This is a genomic window from Steroidobacter flavus (assembly GCF_042651805.1).
Lineage (GTDB): Bacteria > Pseudomonadota > Gammaproteobacteria > Steroidobacterales > Steroidobacteraceae > Steroidobacter > Steroidobacter flavus.
In genome coordinates, this window is record NZ_JBHSDU010000003.1 from 2,044,609 (window position 1) to 2,059,039 (window position 14,431).

The following is a 14,431-nucleotide window of genomic DNA, read 5'->3' on the forward strand; positions in this document are numbered from 1 at the left end:
GCGGAGGCCGCCACTTATGCAGAGCTTTCGCGCGTTTCGCATTCATCAGGAAAGCGGCAAGATCGTCTCCCGAATGGAGACGCTCGGCCTAGAGCAGTTGTCTGCTGGCGAAGTGGTCGTCAAAGTCCGCTACTCCACCATCAACTACAAAGATGCGCTCGCCGCGACCGGCGCCGGCAAGATCCTGCGGCGTTATCCGCTGGTCGGCGGCATCGACCTGTCGGGTGAAGTGGTCTCCTCCAGCGATCCGCAGTTTCAGCCGGGCCAGAAAGTATTGGTCACGGGCAGCGAGCTGTCCGAAACGCGCGATGGCGGCTACGCTGAATACGCCCGGTTGAAGAGCGATTCGGTCGTGCCGATTCCCGCCGGATTGGATGAATTCCAGGCCATGGCGATTGGCACCGCCGGTTACACCGCCGCGCTCGCCATTCATCGCATGGAACAGAACGCACAGCAGCCCGAGGGCGGTGAGATCGTTGTAACAGGCGCGACCGGTGGCGTCGGCAGTATCGCCGTCGACATGCTCGCTGCGCGCGGATACAAGGTCGTTGCCGTTACAGGCAAGCAGGCTTCGGTCGATTATTTGCAACGGATCGGCGCCACGCGCGTGTTGCTTCGAGATCAGATCAACACCGGCTCGCGTCCGTTGGAAGAAGCGCAATTCGCCGGCGCCATCGATAACGTCGGTGGCGAGTTGCTCACCTGGCTGACACGCACCGTCAAGTTCTGGGGCAACATCGCCAGCATCGGTCTGGCCGCGAGCCCCGAGCTGAAGACCACTGTCATGCCGTTCATCTTGCGCGGCGTGAACTTGCTCGGAATCAACTCTGTATACACGCCGCGGCCCCTGCGCTTGCAGGTGTGGCAGCGGCTCGGCACCGATCTGAAGCCGCGCCATCTCGATAGCATCGTGACCAGCACGATCCCGTTCGAGCAGTTACCGGGCGCGTTCGACGCTTATCTGCAAGCGGGCGTGACTGGCCGCACTGTCGTGCGCATTGCCGGTTGAGCCGCGTATGAGCGATCCCACTCTCATTGCCGGTGCGGCTCAGCTGGGTATCGAGCTGAGCGGCGCCCAAGCGCAACAGCTGATCCGCCTGCTCGACGAGCTGGACGATTGGAATCAGCGCATGAATTTGACCGCGATCAAAGAGCGGAGCGCGCAGATCTCCAAGCATTTGCTGGACAGCCTGTCCGTGCAGCCGTTCGTGCAGGGCGAGCGGGTGCTCGACGTAGGCACCGGCGCGGGTTTTCCCGGTATGCCGCTGGCGATCGTGAATCCGTCGAAGCAATTCGTGTTGCTGGACTCGACTGCCAAGAAGCTCAAGTTCATTGATCACACCGCTCAGTTGCTGGAGTTGCCTAATGTGCAAACCGTGCATACTCGCGCGGAAAATTTCCGCCCGGCGCAGCGATTCGATATCGTGTTGTCGCGTGCGGTCGGCCCGGTAGAGCAATTCGTCAAATGGGCCGGTCATCTGGTTGTCGGCGGCGGGCGACTGCTGGCGATGAAGGGCCGGCACCCCGAGGCCGAGCTCGGCAAGCTGCCGAGCGGCTGGAAACTCGCGGCGGTCCATCGACTTAACGTGCCCACTCTGGACGAAGAGCGGCATCTTGTGGAAATCTGCCGCAGCCACGACCGGCTCTGACGCCCGCGGCCTGGCCTTCCTGCCCAAAGTTAAGTTGCAGATTCAGCGTTGTGCCGATTGCGTGACTCACTAACGGACTGGTCCCATTCAACTATCCATGCATCGCATTCTCGCCATCACCAACCAGAAAGGCGGCGTCGGCAAGACCACGACGAGCGTCAATCTGGCCGCATCGCTGGCGGCGACCAAGCGGCGCGTGCTGTTGATCGATATCGATCCGCAGGGCAATGCCACCATGGGCTGCGGCATCGACAAGCGCGCCGTGGAGCGGTCAACGACTGACGTGCTGCTCGGTGACAGCGACGCGGCCTCCGCGATGCTCCCGGTGGATTACGCGGATTTCAAAGTGATGCCCGCGAACCAGGATCTGGTCGCGGCCGACGTCGAGATGATGGGCAAGCCCGGTTGCGAGTCTCGCTTAAGGGACGCGCTGCAGCCGGTGATGGAGCAGTTCGATATTGTGCTGATCGATTGCCCGCCGGCGCTGAACATGCTGACGGTGAACGCGCTGGTCGCGGCCGAAGGCGTGCTGATTCCGATGCAATGTGAGTATTACGCGCTGGAGGGGCTCACCGCTTTGGTCAACACGATCGAACAGATCAAAGCCGGGCCCAATCCGAAACTCGAGATCGGCGGCATCCTGCGCACCATGTACGACCCGCGTAACAATCTGGCGAACGAAGTGTCGGCGCAGCTGATCGAGCACTTTGGCGACAAGGTGTTCCGCTCCATCATTCCCCGCAACGTGCGGCTCGCGGAAGCGCCCAGCTTCGGCAAACCGGCATTGCACTACGATAAAGAGTCGCGCGGCGCGCTCGCCTATCTGGCGCTGGCCGGCGAAATGATTCGTCGAGAGGAAGAAACATTCAACGTGGCGCCGCCCGCGGCCGACGCGGTCGCGTCATAGTGACGAACCATGACAACCATGGCGAATAAACAACCCCGTCTCAGCCGGGGGCTCGGTGCCCTGCTAGGGCAGCCCGCCGCTACCGCTTCTCCTGCCGCCGCGGCCGTGGTGACGGCGCTGCGTCCGGTCGACGAGGAGTTGCGCAAGCTGCCGGTGGACTTGTTACAGCGAGGCAAGTACCAGCCGCGTATCGATCTGCGGCAGGAAACATTGCAGGAGCTGGCCGACTCGATCAAAGCGCAGGGCGTGGTGCAGCCGATCGTCGTGCGCCCGATCAACGCCGATGGCTCATACGCAAGCAATCCGTCCGAGAACGCGGCCGAGCAGCACTACGAGATCATTGCTGGCGAGCGTCGCTGGCGCGCGGCGCAGCTCGCTGGCTTACATGAGATTCCGGCGGTCATTCGCCGGGTGCCCGATGAAGCCGCCATCGCCATGGCGCTCATCGAAAACATCCAGCGCGAAAACCTGAACCCGCTGGAAGAAGCCCGCGCCTTGCAGCGCCTGATCACTGAATTCGAGATGACGCATGCGACGGCGGCCGAGGCGGTCGGTCGTTCGCGCTCCGCGGTGAGCAATCTGTTGCGCCTGCTCGAACTGGGCGAAGACGCCAGCAGGCTGGTGGAGCATCGCGAGCTCGATATGGGACATGCCCGCGCGTTGCTCACCATCGAGAACAAACGTCAGCAGGCGGACCTGGCGGCGCAGGTCGCGAAACAGAAGCTCTCGGTCCGTGAGACCGAGGCGTTGGTGAAACGGCTGGCATCGCAGCCGTCGTCGGGCGCGCATGAGGCCGCGTCGCGACCCGATCCGAACATCCGCAAGCTCGAGGCGGACCTGAGCGAGAAGCTCGGGGCCAAGGTGCAGGTTCAGCACGCCTCATCCGGCAAAGGCAAGCTGGTGATCAGCTACCATACGCTGGAAGAGCTCGACGGCATTCTCGAGCACATCCGCTAGGCCGGCGCCTCGCACGCCCGCCATCGCAGTACCAGGTAAGGTTCATGATTCGGCGCTTCAGGGAAGTCTGTTCGCGGGAGGTCCGTTCAAAATGCGAACGGCGCCAGTGCTGAACAGCGCGGCGCCGCGCACCTCGACCGCTCCAATTTCGTGTGCGTTGCTGCTGCTGGCATTTATCACGATCTGTGGTACGACCGCGCACGCCGAGCTCGTCATCGACGGTCACATCGACGAGCCGGAGTGGCAGAGCGCGATCACGTGCAAGGACTGGCAACGCACCTTGCCGTTCGCGCGCGATGAGCCCCGCTACGGTAACGAGCTGCACATTCTTTCCACCGAGCGTGGCCTGGCCGCGGCCTTCATTCTCGATCAGCCGCCCAGCGAGCGACGGATCAAGCCGCGTACGCCGCGCGATTCGGAGCGCTTGATCGGCGACACCATCTCGCTGATGGTGGACTTCGATGCCAACGCGCAGATCGGCTACGAATTCACCGTCGGCCTGGGCGGCGGCATTCGCGACGGCCTGATCACCAATCAAAACAAGTTCGATCGCGACTGGGACGGCGCCTGGCAGCACGCCGTGTACGAAACCGATCAGCAATGGTTCGTCGAGATTTTCATTCCCTGGTCCAGTATCAGCATGCGCGATTCGCGGGCCGACACACGCACCATCGGTGTGTATGGCACGCGCTATCTGTTCGATCGCGGCGAGCGGTATTCCTGCCCCGGCATCACCAGCGACGCGGCGGTGTTTCTCTCCGACTTCCAGCGCATGAAGATCTCACAACACGCGTCGGTCACGAACCTGGATGTCGTGCCGTACGGAACCGCGATCTCCGATTTCATCGACGAGCACACGCGCTTCAAAGCCGGGGCCGACATCAATTGGAAAGCGTCGCCGAACCTGTGGCTGTCGGCGACGCTCAATCCCGACTTCGGCCAGGTCGAGAGCGACGAGCTGGTGGTGGATTTCTCCGCCGTCGAGACCGTGTTCACCGACAAGCGGCCGTTCTTCACCGAGAACCAGGGCATCTTCGATCTGCGCACGCCGGCGAACGGACAACTCGTTTACACGCGACGCATCGGTGCGGCCAGCGACGACGGTGTTACCGCTTCATCGGATATCGATGCGGCGCTGAAGCTCACCGGCACGGCGGGCCAAGCGGTCTATGGCGGATTCGTCGCGCAGGAAGACGAATATCGCAACGGCCCCGGTCGCCTGTTCGCGGCGACTCGCGTTGCTTTGCCAATGGAACATGCGCGCGTCGGCTATCTCGGCACCTGGGCGGATCGACCCGCTCTGGATCGCGACGCGCTGGTGAATGCCGTCGACTATGAGCTCGCGCCGAGCGAGGACTGGCGCATCAGCGGTCAAGTCATTCGCTCCGATATCGGCACGAGCGGTGTGAATCTCATGGACATGACTCTGGCGCGCGGCACCGAAGTGCGTCGCGCCGAAGTCAACACGCACGGTTATGAGTCGTGGCTGCAAGCGGACTTCAATCGCAGCTCGCCGCTGACACATACGTTGAAGCTGCTGTACATCGACGACACGTTCGACATGAACGATCTCGGTTACATGGAGCGCAACGCGCTCAAGCAGGTGGAGTGGGAAACGAACTATCGGGTGGCTAGCGATGGTGGCCGTGTGAGCGGTGAAACGCAGCGGCTCTACACGTTCTACCGTGAGAACACCGACGGGCAACGTTTGCAATCGCGCTTCGCGTTGTCGCGCGATGTGAGTTATGCGAGCTCGTGGAAGGCCTTCGAGGAATTGCGCTACGTCACCAGCGGCGTGGACGATTTGCTTTCACGCGGCAACGGACCGGTGCGTCTGGACGATCGCGTGTCCGCCTACATGGACATCACCACGCCGCGCTATGGCGACTGGCAATTCACATTGGGCCTGTATGCGTTCCAGCAGGGCGTCAAGGAATATTCAGGCTGGGTGCAATTCCTGGCCGCCTGGTATCCGACTGAGAAGCTGACCTTGCGCCTGGATCTGTTGCCGCAGTACTCCTCGGACTGGCTGCTGTGGGAAGAGGGCAATCTGTTCGGCTCCTATCGCGCCGAGCGACTCGACTATGACTTCCGCCTGGACTGGATTCCCGCGCCGCGCCACGAGTTGCGGGTGAAATGGCAATGGATCGGCATCGATGCCGAACTTCGGCGCGCATATCGCACAGATCCGGCCGGCAACCTGTTGGCCACGAGCGAGCCGGTCGCGCCCTTCACCGTCAACAATCTCGGTCTGCAGATCCGTTATCGGTACGAGATTGGTCCCATGTCCGAGCTGTTTCTGGTTTACGCGCGCGGCGGTTACAATTTCATCGACGATGATGAGCGCGGCGTGAGCGAGTTGTTTCGCGATATGACCGATGTGCGGGACGCGGATCAGTTCCTGATCAAGCTCCGATACAAGTTGTAAATCTGGCGTGACCTGTTCCGAGTGTGGCCGCTGAAGTCAAGACTTCAGTAACAAAAAGCACCACCGCACGGCGACAACGCAAGCCAATAGTCATAATTCGCGAAAAGACAGGCTGCATCTTCCTTGTAGCACTGCAAAACGCTGCGTATAATTCGGCGCCGTTTCCAGCCGGGCGGTAATCCAATACGTGTCTGATACCGTGCGCGTGCGCGGCAAGCGCCTGGCGTTGAAATTCGCCGCGATACAGCTGGCATGCACGGGTCTGGCAGCACTCGTGTTCTTGATGTCGAGTGGCTGGAACGCGGCCCGCTCGGCGGTCGTGGGCGGTCTGATCATCGCGTTGGGGACCCTCGTGTTCGCATGGCGCTTGTTCGCCACAAACTGGCCGGCGGCCAGCGCGGCGCGCGGGTTCTTCGCGGGTGAAGTGTTGAAGTGGATTTGGGTGGTCGGCGCATTTGCGCTGGCATTGACCCGCGGCGGCATGGAACCGCTGCCCCTGCTGATCGGCCTGGTGGCCAGTCAGTGCGGGTTCTGGGTTGCGATGGGAATCTTCAAATAGTCGTTTTAGGTGAGGTGGGGTTGATGGCTGAGCATGGTGGTCCGGAGACCATGACCGATTACATCAAGCACCATCTCCATCATTTGGAGATGCCGGTCGGTGAAGGCCGGTTCTGGGTGCTGCATCTGGACAGCATCTTCTTCAAGCTGCTGTGCGCGGCTATTTTCCTGTACCTGTTCCTGCGCGTGGCGCGTCGCGCGACCACCGGCGTTCCCGGCAAATTCCAATGCTTCATCGAGATGATCGTCGAGTTCGTCGACACCTCGGTGAAAGAAACCTTCCATGGCAAGAGCAAGCTGATCGCGCCGCTGGCGCTGACCATCTTCTGCCTGACGTTCCTGATGAACTTCCTGGACATGATCCCGGTGGACTGGCTGCCGGCCGCCGCTGGCGCCGCGCACATTCCTTACCTGCGCGTCGTGCCGACCGCCGATCTCAACACCACGCTGGCCATGTCGCTGACCGTGTTCCTGCTGATCCAGTATTTCGGCGTGAAGCACAAAGGCCTCGGCACGTTCTTCGGCGAGATGCTGACCGCGCCGTTCCACGCGCCGAACACCATCGGCAAGATCCTGCTGGCGCCGGCCAACCTGCTGCTGCGCCTGATCGAAGAAGCGGTGCGACCGATTTCGCTGGCACTGCGATTGTTCGGCAACATGTATGCTGGCGAACTGATCTTCATCCTGATCGCCTGCATGACGCTCGGTGCGAGCCTGTCCAGCGGCATGACCTATGTCATGGCCCCGCTGCAGTTCGTGGCCGGCTTCGTCTGGACCGCGTTCCATATCCTGATCATCACGCTGCAAGCATTCATCTTCATGATGCTGACCATCGTGTACCTCAGCATGGCCGCCGAGCATCACTGATTTCGTTTCGATCGTTCGATTAATAACTGACTGTTTTTCTGCACGCACCGGAGATTCAAATGGAGAACATCACTCAGATTGCCGACGTCATGAGCTTCACCGTGATTGCCGCGGGTCTGCTCATCGGCCTCGGCGCGCTCGGCACCGCGATCGGCTTCGCGTTGCTCGGCGGCAAGTTCCTGGAAGGCTCGGCTCGCCAGCCGGAGCTGACCGGCATGCTGCAGACGAAGATGTTCATCGTCGCCGGCTTGCTGGACGCGATTCCCATCATCGGCGTCGCTATCGCTCTGCTGTTGATCTTCGCGAACCCGTTCATCGGTCAGCTCGGCGGCTAATTCGCCGTTCAAGTCGATCGACGCCCAGGCAGTGTCACAGCTGCCGTAAGTGAATCGGAGTAAGCATGGATCCCACAATAACCATCGTCGTCCAGGGTATCGCGTTCTTCGCGGTGGCCTGGCTGGTCATGAAGTTCGGCTGGCCGAACATCATCGCGGCGATCGAGGATCGGCAGAAGAAGATTGCCGAGGGTCTCGCGGCTGCCGAGAAAGGCGAGAAGAGCTTGGCGGAAGCCAAGAACTCGGCCAACGACATCATCAAGGAAGCGCATGCGCGTGCCTCGAAGATCGTCGAACAGGCCAATCGCCGCTCGGTGGAAATGGCCGAGGAAGCCCGGGGCGTCGCATCGGCGGAAGCCGAGCGTCTGGTCGCGGGTGCCCGTCAGGAAGCCGCGTTGGAATCGACCCGCGCCCGCGAAGAGCTGCGCCGCGAAGCCGCCTCTCTGGCGGTGTTCGGTGCCAGCAAACTGCTCGGTCGTGAGATCGATGCCAAGGCCCACGCCGACTTGCTCGACAAGCTGGCGCTGGAGATCGAGCGCGGTTAACGCGCTCATCTAAAACGGAGCACTCATGGCCGAGAAAGCCACCATCGCCCGCCCGTACGCCAAAGCCGCGTTCGAATCGGCGCGTCAACACAACGCGCTGGAACGTTGGACCAAGGTGCTGGCAACCGCCTCGTCGGTGGTGCAGGACGAGCGCGTTGCCCGGCTGCTGTCGAGCCCGCGGGTCACGCCGGAGCAACTCTCCGGCTTGATCTCGGACATCGTCGGCGGCGATCTGGACGAGCAGACCCGCAGTTTTCTAGCCACGCTGGCCAGCAATCGCCGGCTGGCGTTTTTGCCGGAAATCGCCTCGATGTACGAGGCACTGCGGGCCGAAGCCGAGAACACCGCCGACGTGCAGGTGATTTCGGCGGTGGCACTGGACGAGGCGCAGAAACAGCGCCTCGCCTCAGCCCTGAAGAAACGTTTGCAGCGCGAAGTGCGCTTGCATGTCGAAGTCGACGCATCGCTGATCGGTGGCGCCATCGTGCGCGCGGGCGATTTCGTCATCGATGGATCGCTGAAGGCGCGCCTCGACCGGTTGGCGGTCGAGATGAGTCATTAACCGCGCCGGCCCAAACATAGAATTGACCGAGGATTGAGCATGGCCATCAAGGCATCTGAAATCAGCGATCTGATCAAGTCACGCATCGAGAAGTTCTCGAGCGCCACCGAAGAAGCGAACATCGGCACGGTCGTGACCGTGACCGACGGTATCGTGCGCGTGCACGGCCTCGCCGACGTGAAGTACGGCGAAATGTTGGAATTCCCCGGCGGCAGCTTCGGCCTCGCGCTGAACCTGGAGCAGGACTCGGTCGGCGCCGTGGTGCTGGGCGAGTACAAGCACATCGTCGAAGGCGACACGGTGAAGACCACCGGCCGCATTCTCGAAGTGCCGGTCGGCGAAGGCTTGCTGGGTCGCGTCGTCGACGCCCTCGGTAACCCGATCGACGGCAAGGGCCCGATCCAGGCTGTGCGCAACGCTCCGATCGAGCGCGTCGCGCCGGGCGTGTTCTTCCGTAAGTCCGTCAGCCAGCCGGTGCAGACCGGTTACAAGGCCATCGACTCGATGGTGCCGGTCGGTCGCGGTCAGCGCGAACTGATCATCGGCGACCGTCAGACCGGCAAGACCGCGTTGGCGATCGACACGATCATCAACCAAAAGAACTCCGGCATTAAGTGTATCTACGTCGCCATCGGCCAGAAGCAGAGCTCGATCGCGAACGTGGTGCGCAAGCTGGAAGAACACGACGCGATGAAGCACACGATCATCGTGGCCGCTTCCGCTTCGACGCCTGCCTCGATGCAGTACCTCGCGCCATACTCCGGTTGCGCCATGGGCGAGTACTTTATGGACCAGGGCGAAGACGCGCTGATCATTTATGACGACTTGACCAAGCAGGCCTGGGCCTATCGCCAGATCTCCCTGCTGCTGCGTCGTCCGCCGGGCCGCGAAGCGTATCCTGGCGACGTGTTCTACCTGCACTCGCGTCTGCTCGAGCGTTCCGCCCGCGTCAACGAAGAGTACGTGGAGAAGGCGACCAACGGCCGCGTGAAAGGCAAGACCGGCTCGCTGACGGGTCTGCCCGTCATCGAAACCCAGGCCGGTGACGTGACGGCGTTCGTGCCGACCAACGTGATTTCGATCACCGATGGCCAGATCTTCCTGGAAGGCGACTTGTTCAACGCCGGCATTCGTCCCGCCATGAACGCGGGTGTGTCCGTGTCGCGCGTCGGTGGCGCCGCGCAGACCAAGATCATCTCCAAGCTGGGCGGCGGTATTCGTCTGGCCCTTGCGCAGTATCGCGAGCTGGCGGCGTTCTCGCAGTTCGCCTCCGACCTCGACGAGTCGACCCGCCGCTCGCTGGAACGCGGTCAGCGCGTCACCGAGCTGATGAAACAGAAGCAGTACGCGCCGATGTCGGTCGCCGAAATGGCGCTGTCCATCTACGCCGTGAACAACGGCTTCATGGACAAGGTCGAGCTGAAGAAGATCGGCGCGTTCGAAGCGGGTCTGCAGGCGTTTGCCAAGACCAACTACAAGGCGGCCATCGACGGCATCAACTCCAATCCGGTGTTGTCGCCCGAGAACGAAGCCGCGTTGAAGAAGATCTGCTCTGAGTTCGCCCAGTCTGGCACTTACTGAGCCGAGCACTTACTGATTGCTACGCAGTGAGAAATAAATGCCAGGCGTAAAAGAGATCCGGGTCAAGATTGCGAGCTTCAAGAGCACGCAAAAGATCACCAAGGCCATGGAAATGGTGGCCGCGAGCAAGATGCGTAAGGCGCAGGAACGCATGCGCGCGACGCGTCCGTACGCGGAAAAGATCCGCACGGTGATCGGTCACTTGCGCCTGGCGAATCCGGATTACAAACATCCGTTCATGATCGAGCGCGACGTGAATAGCGTCGGCTTCATCATCATCACCACCGATCGCGGTCTGTGCGGCGGCCTGAACGTCAACCTGTTCAAGGCCACGCTGGCCGCGATTCGCGACTGGCAGAAGCAGGGCAAGAAAGTCTCGGTGTGCCTGATCGGTTCGAAGGGCGTGCAGTTCTTCCGCCGCCTGGGGGGTGTCGAGACGCTCGCGACGGTGACGCACCTGGGCGATCGTCCGCACGTCGCCGACCTGATCGGCACTGTGAAAGTGATGTTGGATCAGTACAAGGAAGGCAAGCTCGACCGCCTGTTCCTGGTCAACAACGAATTCGTCAACACGATGAGCCAGAAGCCCGTCGTGCGCCAGCTGCTGCCGGTCGTCACCGAAGACGAAGACAAGCTGCAGAAGCTGTGGGATTACATCTACGAGCCGTCCGCGAGCGAGCTGCTCGAAGGCGTGTTGATGCGCTACATCGAATCGCAGGTCTATCAGGGCGCGGTGGAAAACGTCGCTTCCGAGATGGCCGCGCGCATGGTCGCGATGAAGAGCGCGACCGACAACGCCGGCAAGCTCATCGAGGAATTGCAGCTGATCTACAACAAGGCTCGCCAGGCGGCGATCACCAAAGAGATCAGCGAAATCGTCGGCGGCGCGGCCGCCGTCTAACCAGACGGCTACGACGAGCTCTAAAGAATTTTTGAGGAACCAAACATGGCAAGCGGCAAAATTGTCCAGATCATCGGTGCGGTCATCGACGTGGAATTCCCGCGCGACCAGATCCCGAAGGTGTATGAAGCGCTGAAGCTCGCCGACGTCGATCTGACGCTCGAAGTTCAGCAGCAGCTCGGCGACGGCGTCGTGCGCACCATCGCCATGGGCGTGTCGGAAGGTCTGAAGCGCGGCTTGAAGGTTAACGCCACGGGCGCGCCCATCTCCGTGCCGGTCGGCAAGGGCACGCTCGGTCGCATCATGGACGTGTTGGGCACCCCGCAAGACGAACAGGGCCCGGTGCAGACCAAGGAATTGATGCCGATTCACCGCGCCGCGCCGTCGTACGACGAACAGTCGGGCGGTCAGGACCTGCTGGTCACGGGCATCAAAGTCATCGACCTGCTCATTCCGTTCGCCAAGGGCGGTAAAGTCGGTCTGTTCGGCGGCGCCGGCGTGGGCAAGACCGTCAACATGCTCGAGCTGATCAATAACATCGCCAAACAGCACTCGGGTCTGTCCGTGTTCGCGGGCGTCGGCGAGCGTACTCGCGAAGGTAACGACTTCTATCACGAGATGATCGAGTCGGGCGTCATCGACACCAACGACCTGTCGAATTCGAAAGTGGCGATGGTGTACGGTCAGATGAACGAGCCGCCGGGCAACCGCCTGCGCGTCGCGCTGACCGGCCTGACCATGGCCGAATATTTCCGCGACGAAAAGAACGAAGCCGGCAAGGGCCGCGACGTGCTGCTGTTCGTCGACAACATCTACCGTTACACGCTGGCCGGCACCGAAGTGTCCGCGCTGCTCGGCCGTATGCCTTCGGCCGTGGGTTACCAGCCGACGCTGGCCGAGGAAATGGGCGTGCTCCAGGAGCGCATCACTTCCACGAAGACCGGCTCGATCACGTCGATTCAGGCCGTGTACGTGCCTGCCGACGACTTGACCGACCCGTCGCCGGCCACCACGTTCGCGCACCTGGACGCGACCGTCGTGTTGTCCCGTCAGATCGCGTCGCTGGGTATCTACCCGGCCGTGGATCCGCTGGACTCCACCAGCCGTCAGCTCGATCCGCTGGTCATCGGCGAAGAGCACTACAACGTCGCCCGCGGCGTGCAGGCGGTGTTGCAGCGTTATAAGGAACTGCAGGACATCATCGCGATCCTGGGCATGGACGAGCTGTCGGAAGAGGACAAGCGCACCGTGACCCGCGCTCGTAAGATCCAGCGCTTCCTGTCGCAGCCGTTCAACGTCGCCAAAGTGTTCACCGGTCAGGACGGCAAGATCGTCCCGCTCAAGGACACCATCCGCGGCTTCAAGGGCATTCTCGACGGCGAGTACGACAACCTGCCCGAGCAGGCGTTCTACATGGTCGGCGCCATCGAGGAAGCCGTCGCCAAGGCGAAGACCCTGCAGTAAGAAACATTCGGTTTGCGGGCGCCGCCTTCTCGGCGGCGCTTGCGATCCAAAGCAACTGATTCGGAAGCGGACATGGCCACAATTCACGTCGATATCGTCAGCGCCGAAGGCCAGATCTTCTCGGGCGAAGCCGCTATGGTTTTCGCACCGGCCGCCATGGGCGAGATCGGTATCGCGCCTCGTCACGCCCCGTTGCTGACGACGCTCAAGCCGGGCGAAGTGCGCGTGCAAATGCCGGGCGGTGAAGAACAGTTCTTCTTCGTCGGCGGTGGCGCCATCGAAATCCAGCCCCACCTCGTCACCGTGCTCGCCGACACCGCTCTGCGCGCCAAAGACATCGACGAAGCCGCCGCTCTGCAAGCCAAGCAGCGCGCCGAAGAAGCATTGAAAGATCGTGGCGACAAAATCGACGTCGCCAAGGCACAGATCGAGCTCGCTCAGGCCGTCGCTCAGATCAAGGCCATCGAGAAGCTGCGGAAGATCAAGCAGTAAGTTGATGCTGCGGCCCGCCTCTCAATGAGCAGGGGCGGGTAACGACATGTCCACTCTCGAGCGTGCAATTGCTCTCGCCGCTGAAGGTCACGCCGGACAGTTCGATAAGGCGGGCCAGCCCTACATCCTTCATCCGATACGCGTGATGCTCCGAGTAAATGGGGCGAACGAACGAATCGCGGCCATCCTGCACGATGTCGTCGAGGACACTCCCGTTACGCTCGATCAGCTCGCCGCCGAGGGATTTAGCAAGGATGTAGTGGATGCCGTCGACGCACTCACCAAGCGCCCTGGCGAGACGAGAATAGATGCGGCCCAGCGCGCCGCTGCCAATCCCATCGCTCGCGTAGTGAAGCTTGCTGACAACGCCGAGAACATGGACCTCTCGCGAATCAGCAATCCCACGCAGAAAGATTACGATCGTTTGGAAGAATACAAACGAGTCCGCGAGATTCTGCTCGCCTCGCTGCCTACGTCGGCTCCGCCGGGCACGTGAACGCGCCTGTCGCCAGAAAGGCCAATGTTTGCTCGATCGCGAGCCGGTTTTTCATGATGAAGGGATGACTGGCCGGCACCACACAAAACCCCGCCATCCCGGTCAGCTTCGCGCTTTCGATCGACACCTTGCCGTCGTCGGGCCCGGGGATCAGTAGCGACAGGATCAGATTGATGGTGCGATCGCCGGTGATGATGCCGACCTGAAACGGCGGCGCGCCCAGGCTTTGCGGTACCGACGCCTGGCCGGTGCCGAGCTCCAGCCCCGCCGGCCCGTTGATGAACTTGAACAACGCCAGCTCGCCCAGCTTGTCCACGACCTCACTGCCATGATTGGGCGGACTCAACATGACCACGCGCCCGAACTTCAGCTCCGGCGCCGACTTCGCGAGCTGTCGCACGACGATGCCGCCCAGCGAGTGAGTTACAAAGTGAACTTCGTCCGTTGGGTTTGTCAGGCATGCTCGAACCGCGGGCAATACAAAATCCCTGGTGAGCACTTCGATGGGATGTTCGCGCGACGGATAGGAAACGTTGCACACGTGATATCCCGCCGCCCCGAGCGCCCGATTCATCTTCGCCATCGAGTCGGATGATCGAGCCAACCCATGCAGCAGCACGACCGAGGCGGCTTCGGCTCGAGGCAGGACGGCGAAGAGAGCGACCAGCAGGGCGGCGAGCTTTCTCATT

16 protein-coding genes are annotated in these 14,431 nt (G+C 61.8%); 15 read left to right on the forward strand and 1 reads right to left on the reverse strand.

The genetic code is table 11. The features are described from left to right. The first annotated feature begins 16 nt into the window (after window positions 1–16). The 15 genes from ACFPN2_RS14365 (at window position 17) to ACFPN2_RS14435 (ending at window position 13,742) form a co-directional block, all read left to right on the forward strand. Entirely contained in the window at window positions 17–1,009 is a 993-nt protein-coding gene (locus ACFPN2_RS14365; RefSeq protein WP_380597632.1) for an oxidoreductase, read from the forward strand. Window positions 1,010–1,016: 7 nt separating this feature from the next. Continuing rightward, entirely contained in the window at window positions 1,017–1,649 is a 633-nt protein-coding gene (rsmG, locus tag ACFPN2_RS14370) for a 16S rRNA (guanine(527)-N(7))-methyltransferase RsmG (RefSeq protein ID WP_380597634.1), read from the forward strand. A gap of 97 nt (window positions 1,650–1,746) precedes the next feature. Next, window positions 1,747–2,556 carry a ParA family protein gene (locus ACFPN2_RS14375; RefSeq protein ID WP_380597636.1) on the forward strand — a complete coding sequence of 270 codons (810 nt, stop codon included), beginning with the start codon at window positions 1,747–1,749 and terminating at the stop codon, window positions 2,554–2,556. An 18-nt stretch (window positions 2,557–2,574) separates the two neighbouring features. Beyond that, window positions 2,575–3,513, forward strand: coding sequence for a ParB/RepB/Spo0J family partition protein (locus ACFPN2_RS14380; protein ID WP_380597638.1), 939 nt, complete (start codon window positions 2,575–2,577; stop codon window positions 3,511–3,513). 91 nt (window positions 3,514–3,604) lie between these two features. After that, the gene (locus ACFPN2_RS14385; RefSeq protein ID WP_380597640.1) at window positions 3,605–5,941 is read left to right on the forward strand and encodes a DUF5916 domain-containing protein; all 2,337 of its coding nucleotides are present in this window, start codon (window positions 3,605–3,607) and stop codon (window positions 5,939–5,941) included. Between the two features lie 187 nt (window positions 5,942–6,128). Next, a complete protein-coding gene (locus tag ACFPN2_RS14390) occupies window positions 6,129–6,500 on the forward strand; it encodes an ATP synthase subunit I (RefSeq protein WP_380597642.1) in 372 nt (123 codons plus the stop codon). Window positions 6,501–6,523: 23 nt separating this feature from the next. Then, the gene (gene atpB / locus ACFPN2_RS14395) at window positions 6,524–7,366 is read left to right on the forward strand and encodes a F0F1 ATP synthase subunit A (protein WP_380597644.1); all 843 of its coding nucleotides are present in this window, start codon (window positions 6,524–6,526) and stop codon (window positions 7,364–7,366) included. A 59-nt stretch (window positions 7,367–7,425) separates the two neighbouring features. Next, window positions 7,426–7,701 (forward strand): F0F1 ATP synthase subunit C, encoded by a 276-nt coding sequence (gene atpE / locus ACFPN2_RS14400; protein WP_116808431.1) that lies wholly within the window; start codon window positions 7,426–7,428, stop codon window positions 7,699–7,701. 65 nt (window positions 7,702–7,766) lie between these two features. Further along, window positions 7,767–8,246 carry a F0F1 ATP synthase subunit B gene (locus ACFPN2_RS14405; protein WP_380597646.1) on the forward strand — a complete coding sequence of 160 codons (480 nt, stop codon included), beginning with the start codon at window positions 7,767–7,769 and terminating at the stop codon, window positions 8,244–8,246. Between the two features lie 25 nt (window positions 8,247–8,271). After that, the gene (locus ACFPN2_RS14410) at window positions 8,272–8,808 is read left to right on the forward strand and encodes a F0F1 ATP synthase subunit delta (protein WP_380597648.1); all 537 of its coding nucleotides are present in this window, start codon (window positions 8,272–8,274) and stop codon (window positions 8,806–8,808) included. A 39-nt stretch (window positions 8,809–8,847) separates the two neighbouring features. Continuing rightward, window positions 8,848–10,389, forward strand: coding sequence for a F0F1 ATP synthase subunit alpha (atpA, locus tag ACFPN2_RS14415; RefSeq protein WP_380597649.1), 1,542 nt, complete (start codon window positions 8,848–8,850; stop codon window positions 10,387–10,389). A 37-nt stretch (window positions 10,390–10,426) separates the two neighbouring features. Continuing rightward, entirely contained in the window at window positions 10,427–11,290 is an 864-nt protein-coding gene (gene atpG, locus ACFPN2_RS14420; RefSeq protein ID WP_380597651.1) for a F0F1 ATP synthase subunit gamma, read from the forward strand. Between the two features lie 45 nt (window positions 11,291–11,335). Next, on the forward strand, window positions 11,336–12,754 hold the full coding sequence (gene atpD, locus ACFPN2_RS14425) for a F0F1 ATP synthase subunit beta (protein ID WP_380597653.1): 1,419 nt from the start codon (window positions 11,336–11,338) through the stop codon (window positions 12,752–12,754). Between the two features lie 72 nt (window positions 12,755–12,826). Then, window positions 12,827–13,246 (forward strand): F0F1 ATP synthase subunit epsilon, encoded by a 420-nt coding sequence (locus tag ACFPN2_RS14430; RefSeq protein WP_380597655.1) that lies wholly within the window; start codon window positions 12,827–12,829, stop codon window positions 13,244–13,246. Between the two features lie 46 nt (window positions 13,247–13,292). After that, window positions 13,293–13,742, forward strand: coding sequence for an HD domain-containing protein (locus ACFPN2_RS14435; RefSeq protein ID WP_380597657.1), 450 nt, complete (start codon window positions 13,293–13,295; stop codon window positions 13,740–13,742). Here the strand turns inward: ACFPN2_RS14435 and ACFPN2_RS14440 are convergent. After that, complete coding sequence (locus tag ACFPN2_RS14440) at window positions 13,717–14,430, reverse strand: esterase/lipase family protein (protein WP_380597659.1); 714 nt, start codon at window positions 14,428–14,430, stop codon at window positions 13,717–13,719. The genes ACFPN2_RS14435 and ACFPN2_RS14440 overlap by 26 nt on opposite strands. Between the last annotated feature and the right edge of the window lies 1 nt (window position 14,431).

Coding starts and splice junctions, on each gene's coding strand:
- ACFPN2_RS14435 (WP_380597657.1), top strand. CDS start 13,293: ATGTCCACTCTCGAGCGTGCAATTGCTCTCGCCGCTGAAGGTCACGCC.
- ACFPN2_RS14380 (WP_380597638.1), top strand. CDS start 2,575: ATGGCGAATAAACAACCCCGTCTCAGCCGGGGGCTCGGTGCCCTGCTA.
- ACFPN2_RS14405 (WP_380597646.1), top strand. CDS start 7,767: ATGGATCCCACAATAACCATCGTCGTCCAGGGTATCGCGTTCTTCGCG.
- ACFPN2_RS14365 (WP_380597632.1), top strand. CDS start 17: ATGCAGAGCTTTCGCGCGTTTCGCATTCATCAGGAAAGCGGCAAGATC.
- ACFPN2_RS14410 (WP_380597648.1), top strand. CDS start 8,272: ATGGCCGAGAAAGCCACCATCGCCCGCCCGTACGCCAAAGCCGCGTTC.
- rsmG (WP_380597634.1), top strand. CDS start 1,017: ATGAGCGATCCCACTCTCATTGCCGGTGCGGCTCAGCTGGGTATCGAG.
- atpD (WP_380597653.1), top strand. CDS start 11,336: ATGGCAAGCGGCAAAATTGTCCAGATCATCGGTGCGGTCATCGACGTG.
- atpE (WP_116808431.1), top strand. CDS start 7,426: ATGGAGAACATCACTCAGATTGCCGACGTCATGAGCTTCACCGTGATT.
- atpB (WP_380597644.1), top strand. CDS start 6,524: ATGGCTGAGCATGGTGGTCCGGAGACCATGACCGATTACATCAAGCAC.
- ACFPN2_RS14430 (WP_380597655.1), top strand. CDS start 12,827: ATGGCCACAATTCACGTCGATATCGTCAGCGCCGAAGGCCAGATCTTC.
- atpA (WP_380597649.1), top strand. CDS start 8,848: ATGGCCATCAAGGCATCTGAAATCAGCGATCTGATCAAGTCACGCATC.
- ACFPN2_RS14440 (WP_380597659.1), bottom strand. CDS start 14,430: ATGAGAAAGCTCGCCGCCCTGCTGGTCGCTCTCTTCGCCGTCCTGCCT.
- ACFPN2_RS14385 (WP_380597640.1), top strand. CDS start 3,605: ATGCGAACGGCGCCAGTGCTGAACAGCGCGGCGCCGCGCACCTCGACC.
- atpG (WP_380597651.1), top strand. CDS start 10,427: ATGCCAGGCGTAAAAGAGATCCGGGTCAAGATTGCGAGCTTCAAGAGC.
- ACFPN2_RS14375 (WP_380597636.1), top strand. CDS start 1,747: ATGCATCGCATTCTCGCCATCACCAACCAGAAAGGCGGCGTCGGCAAG.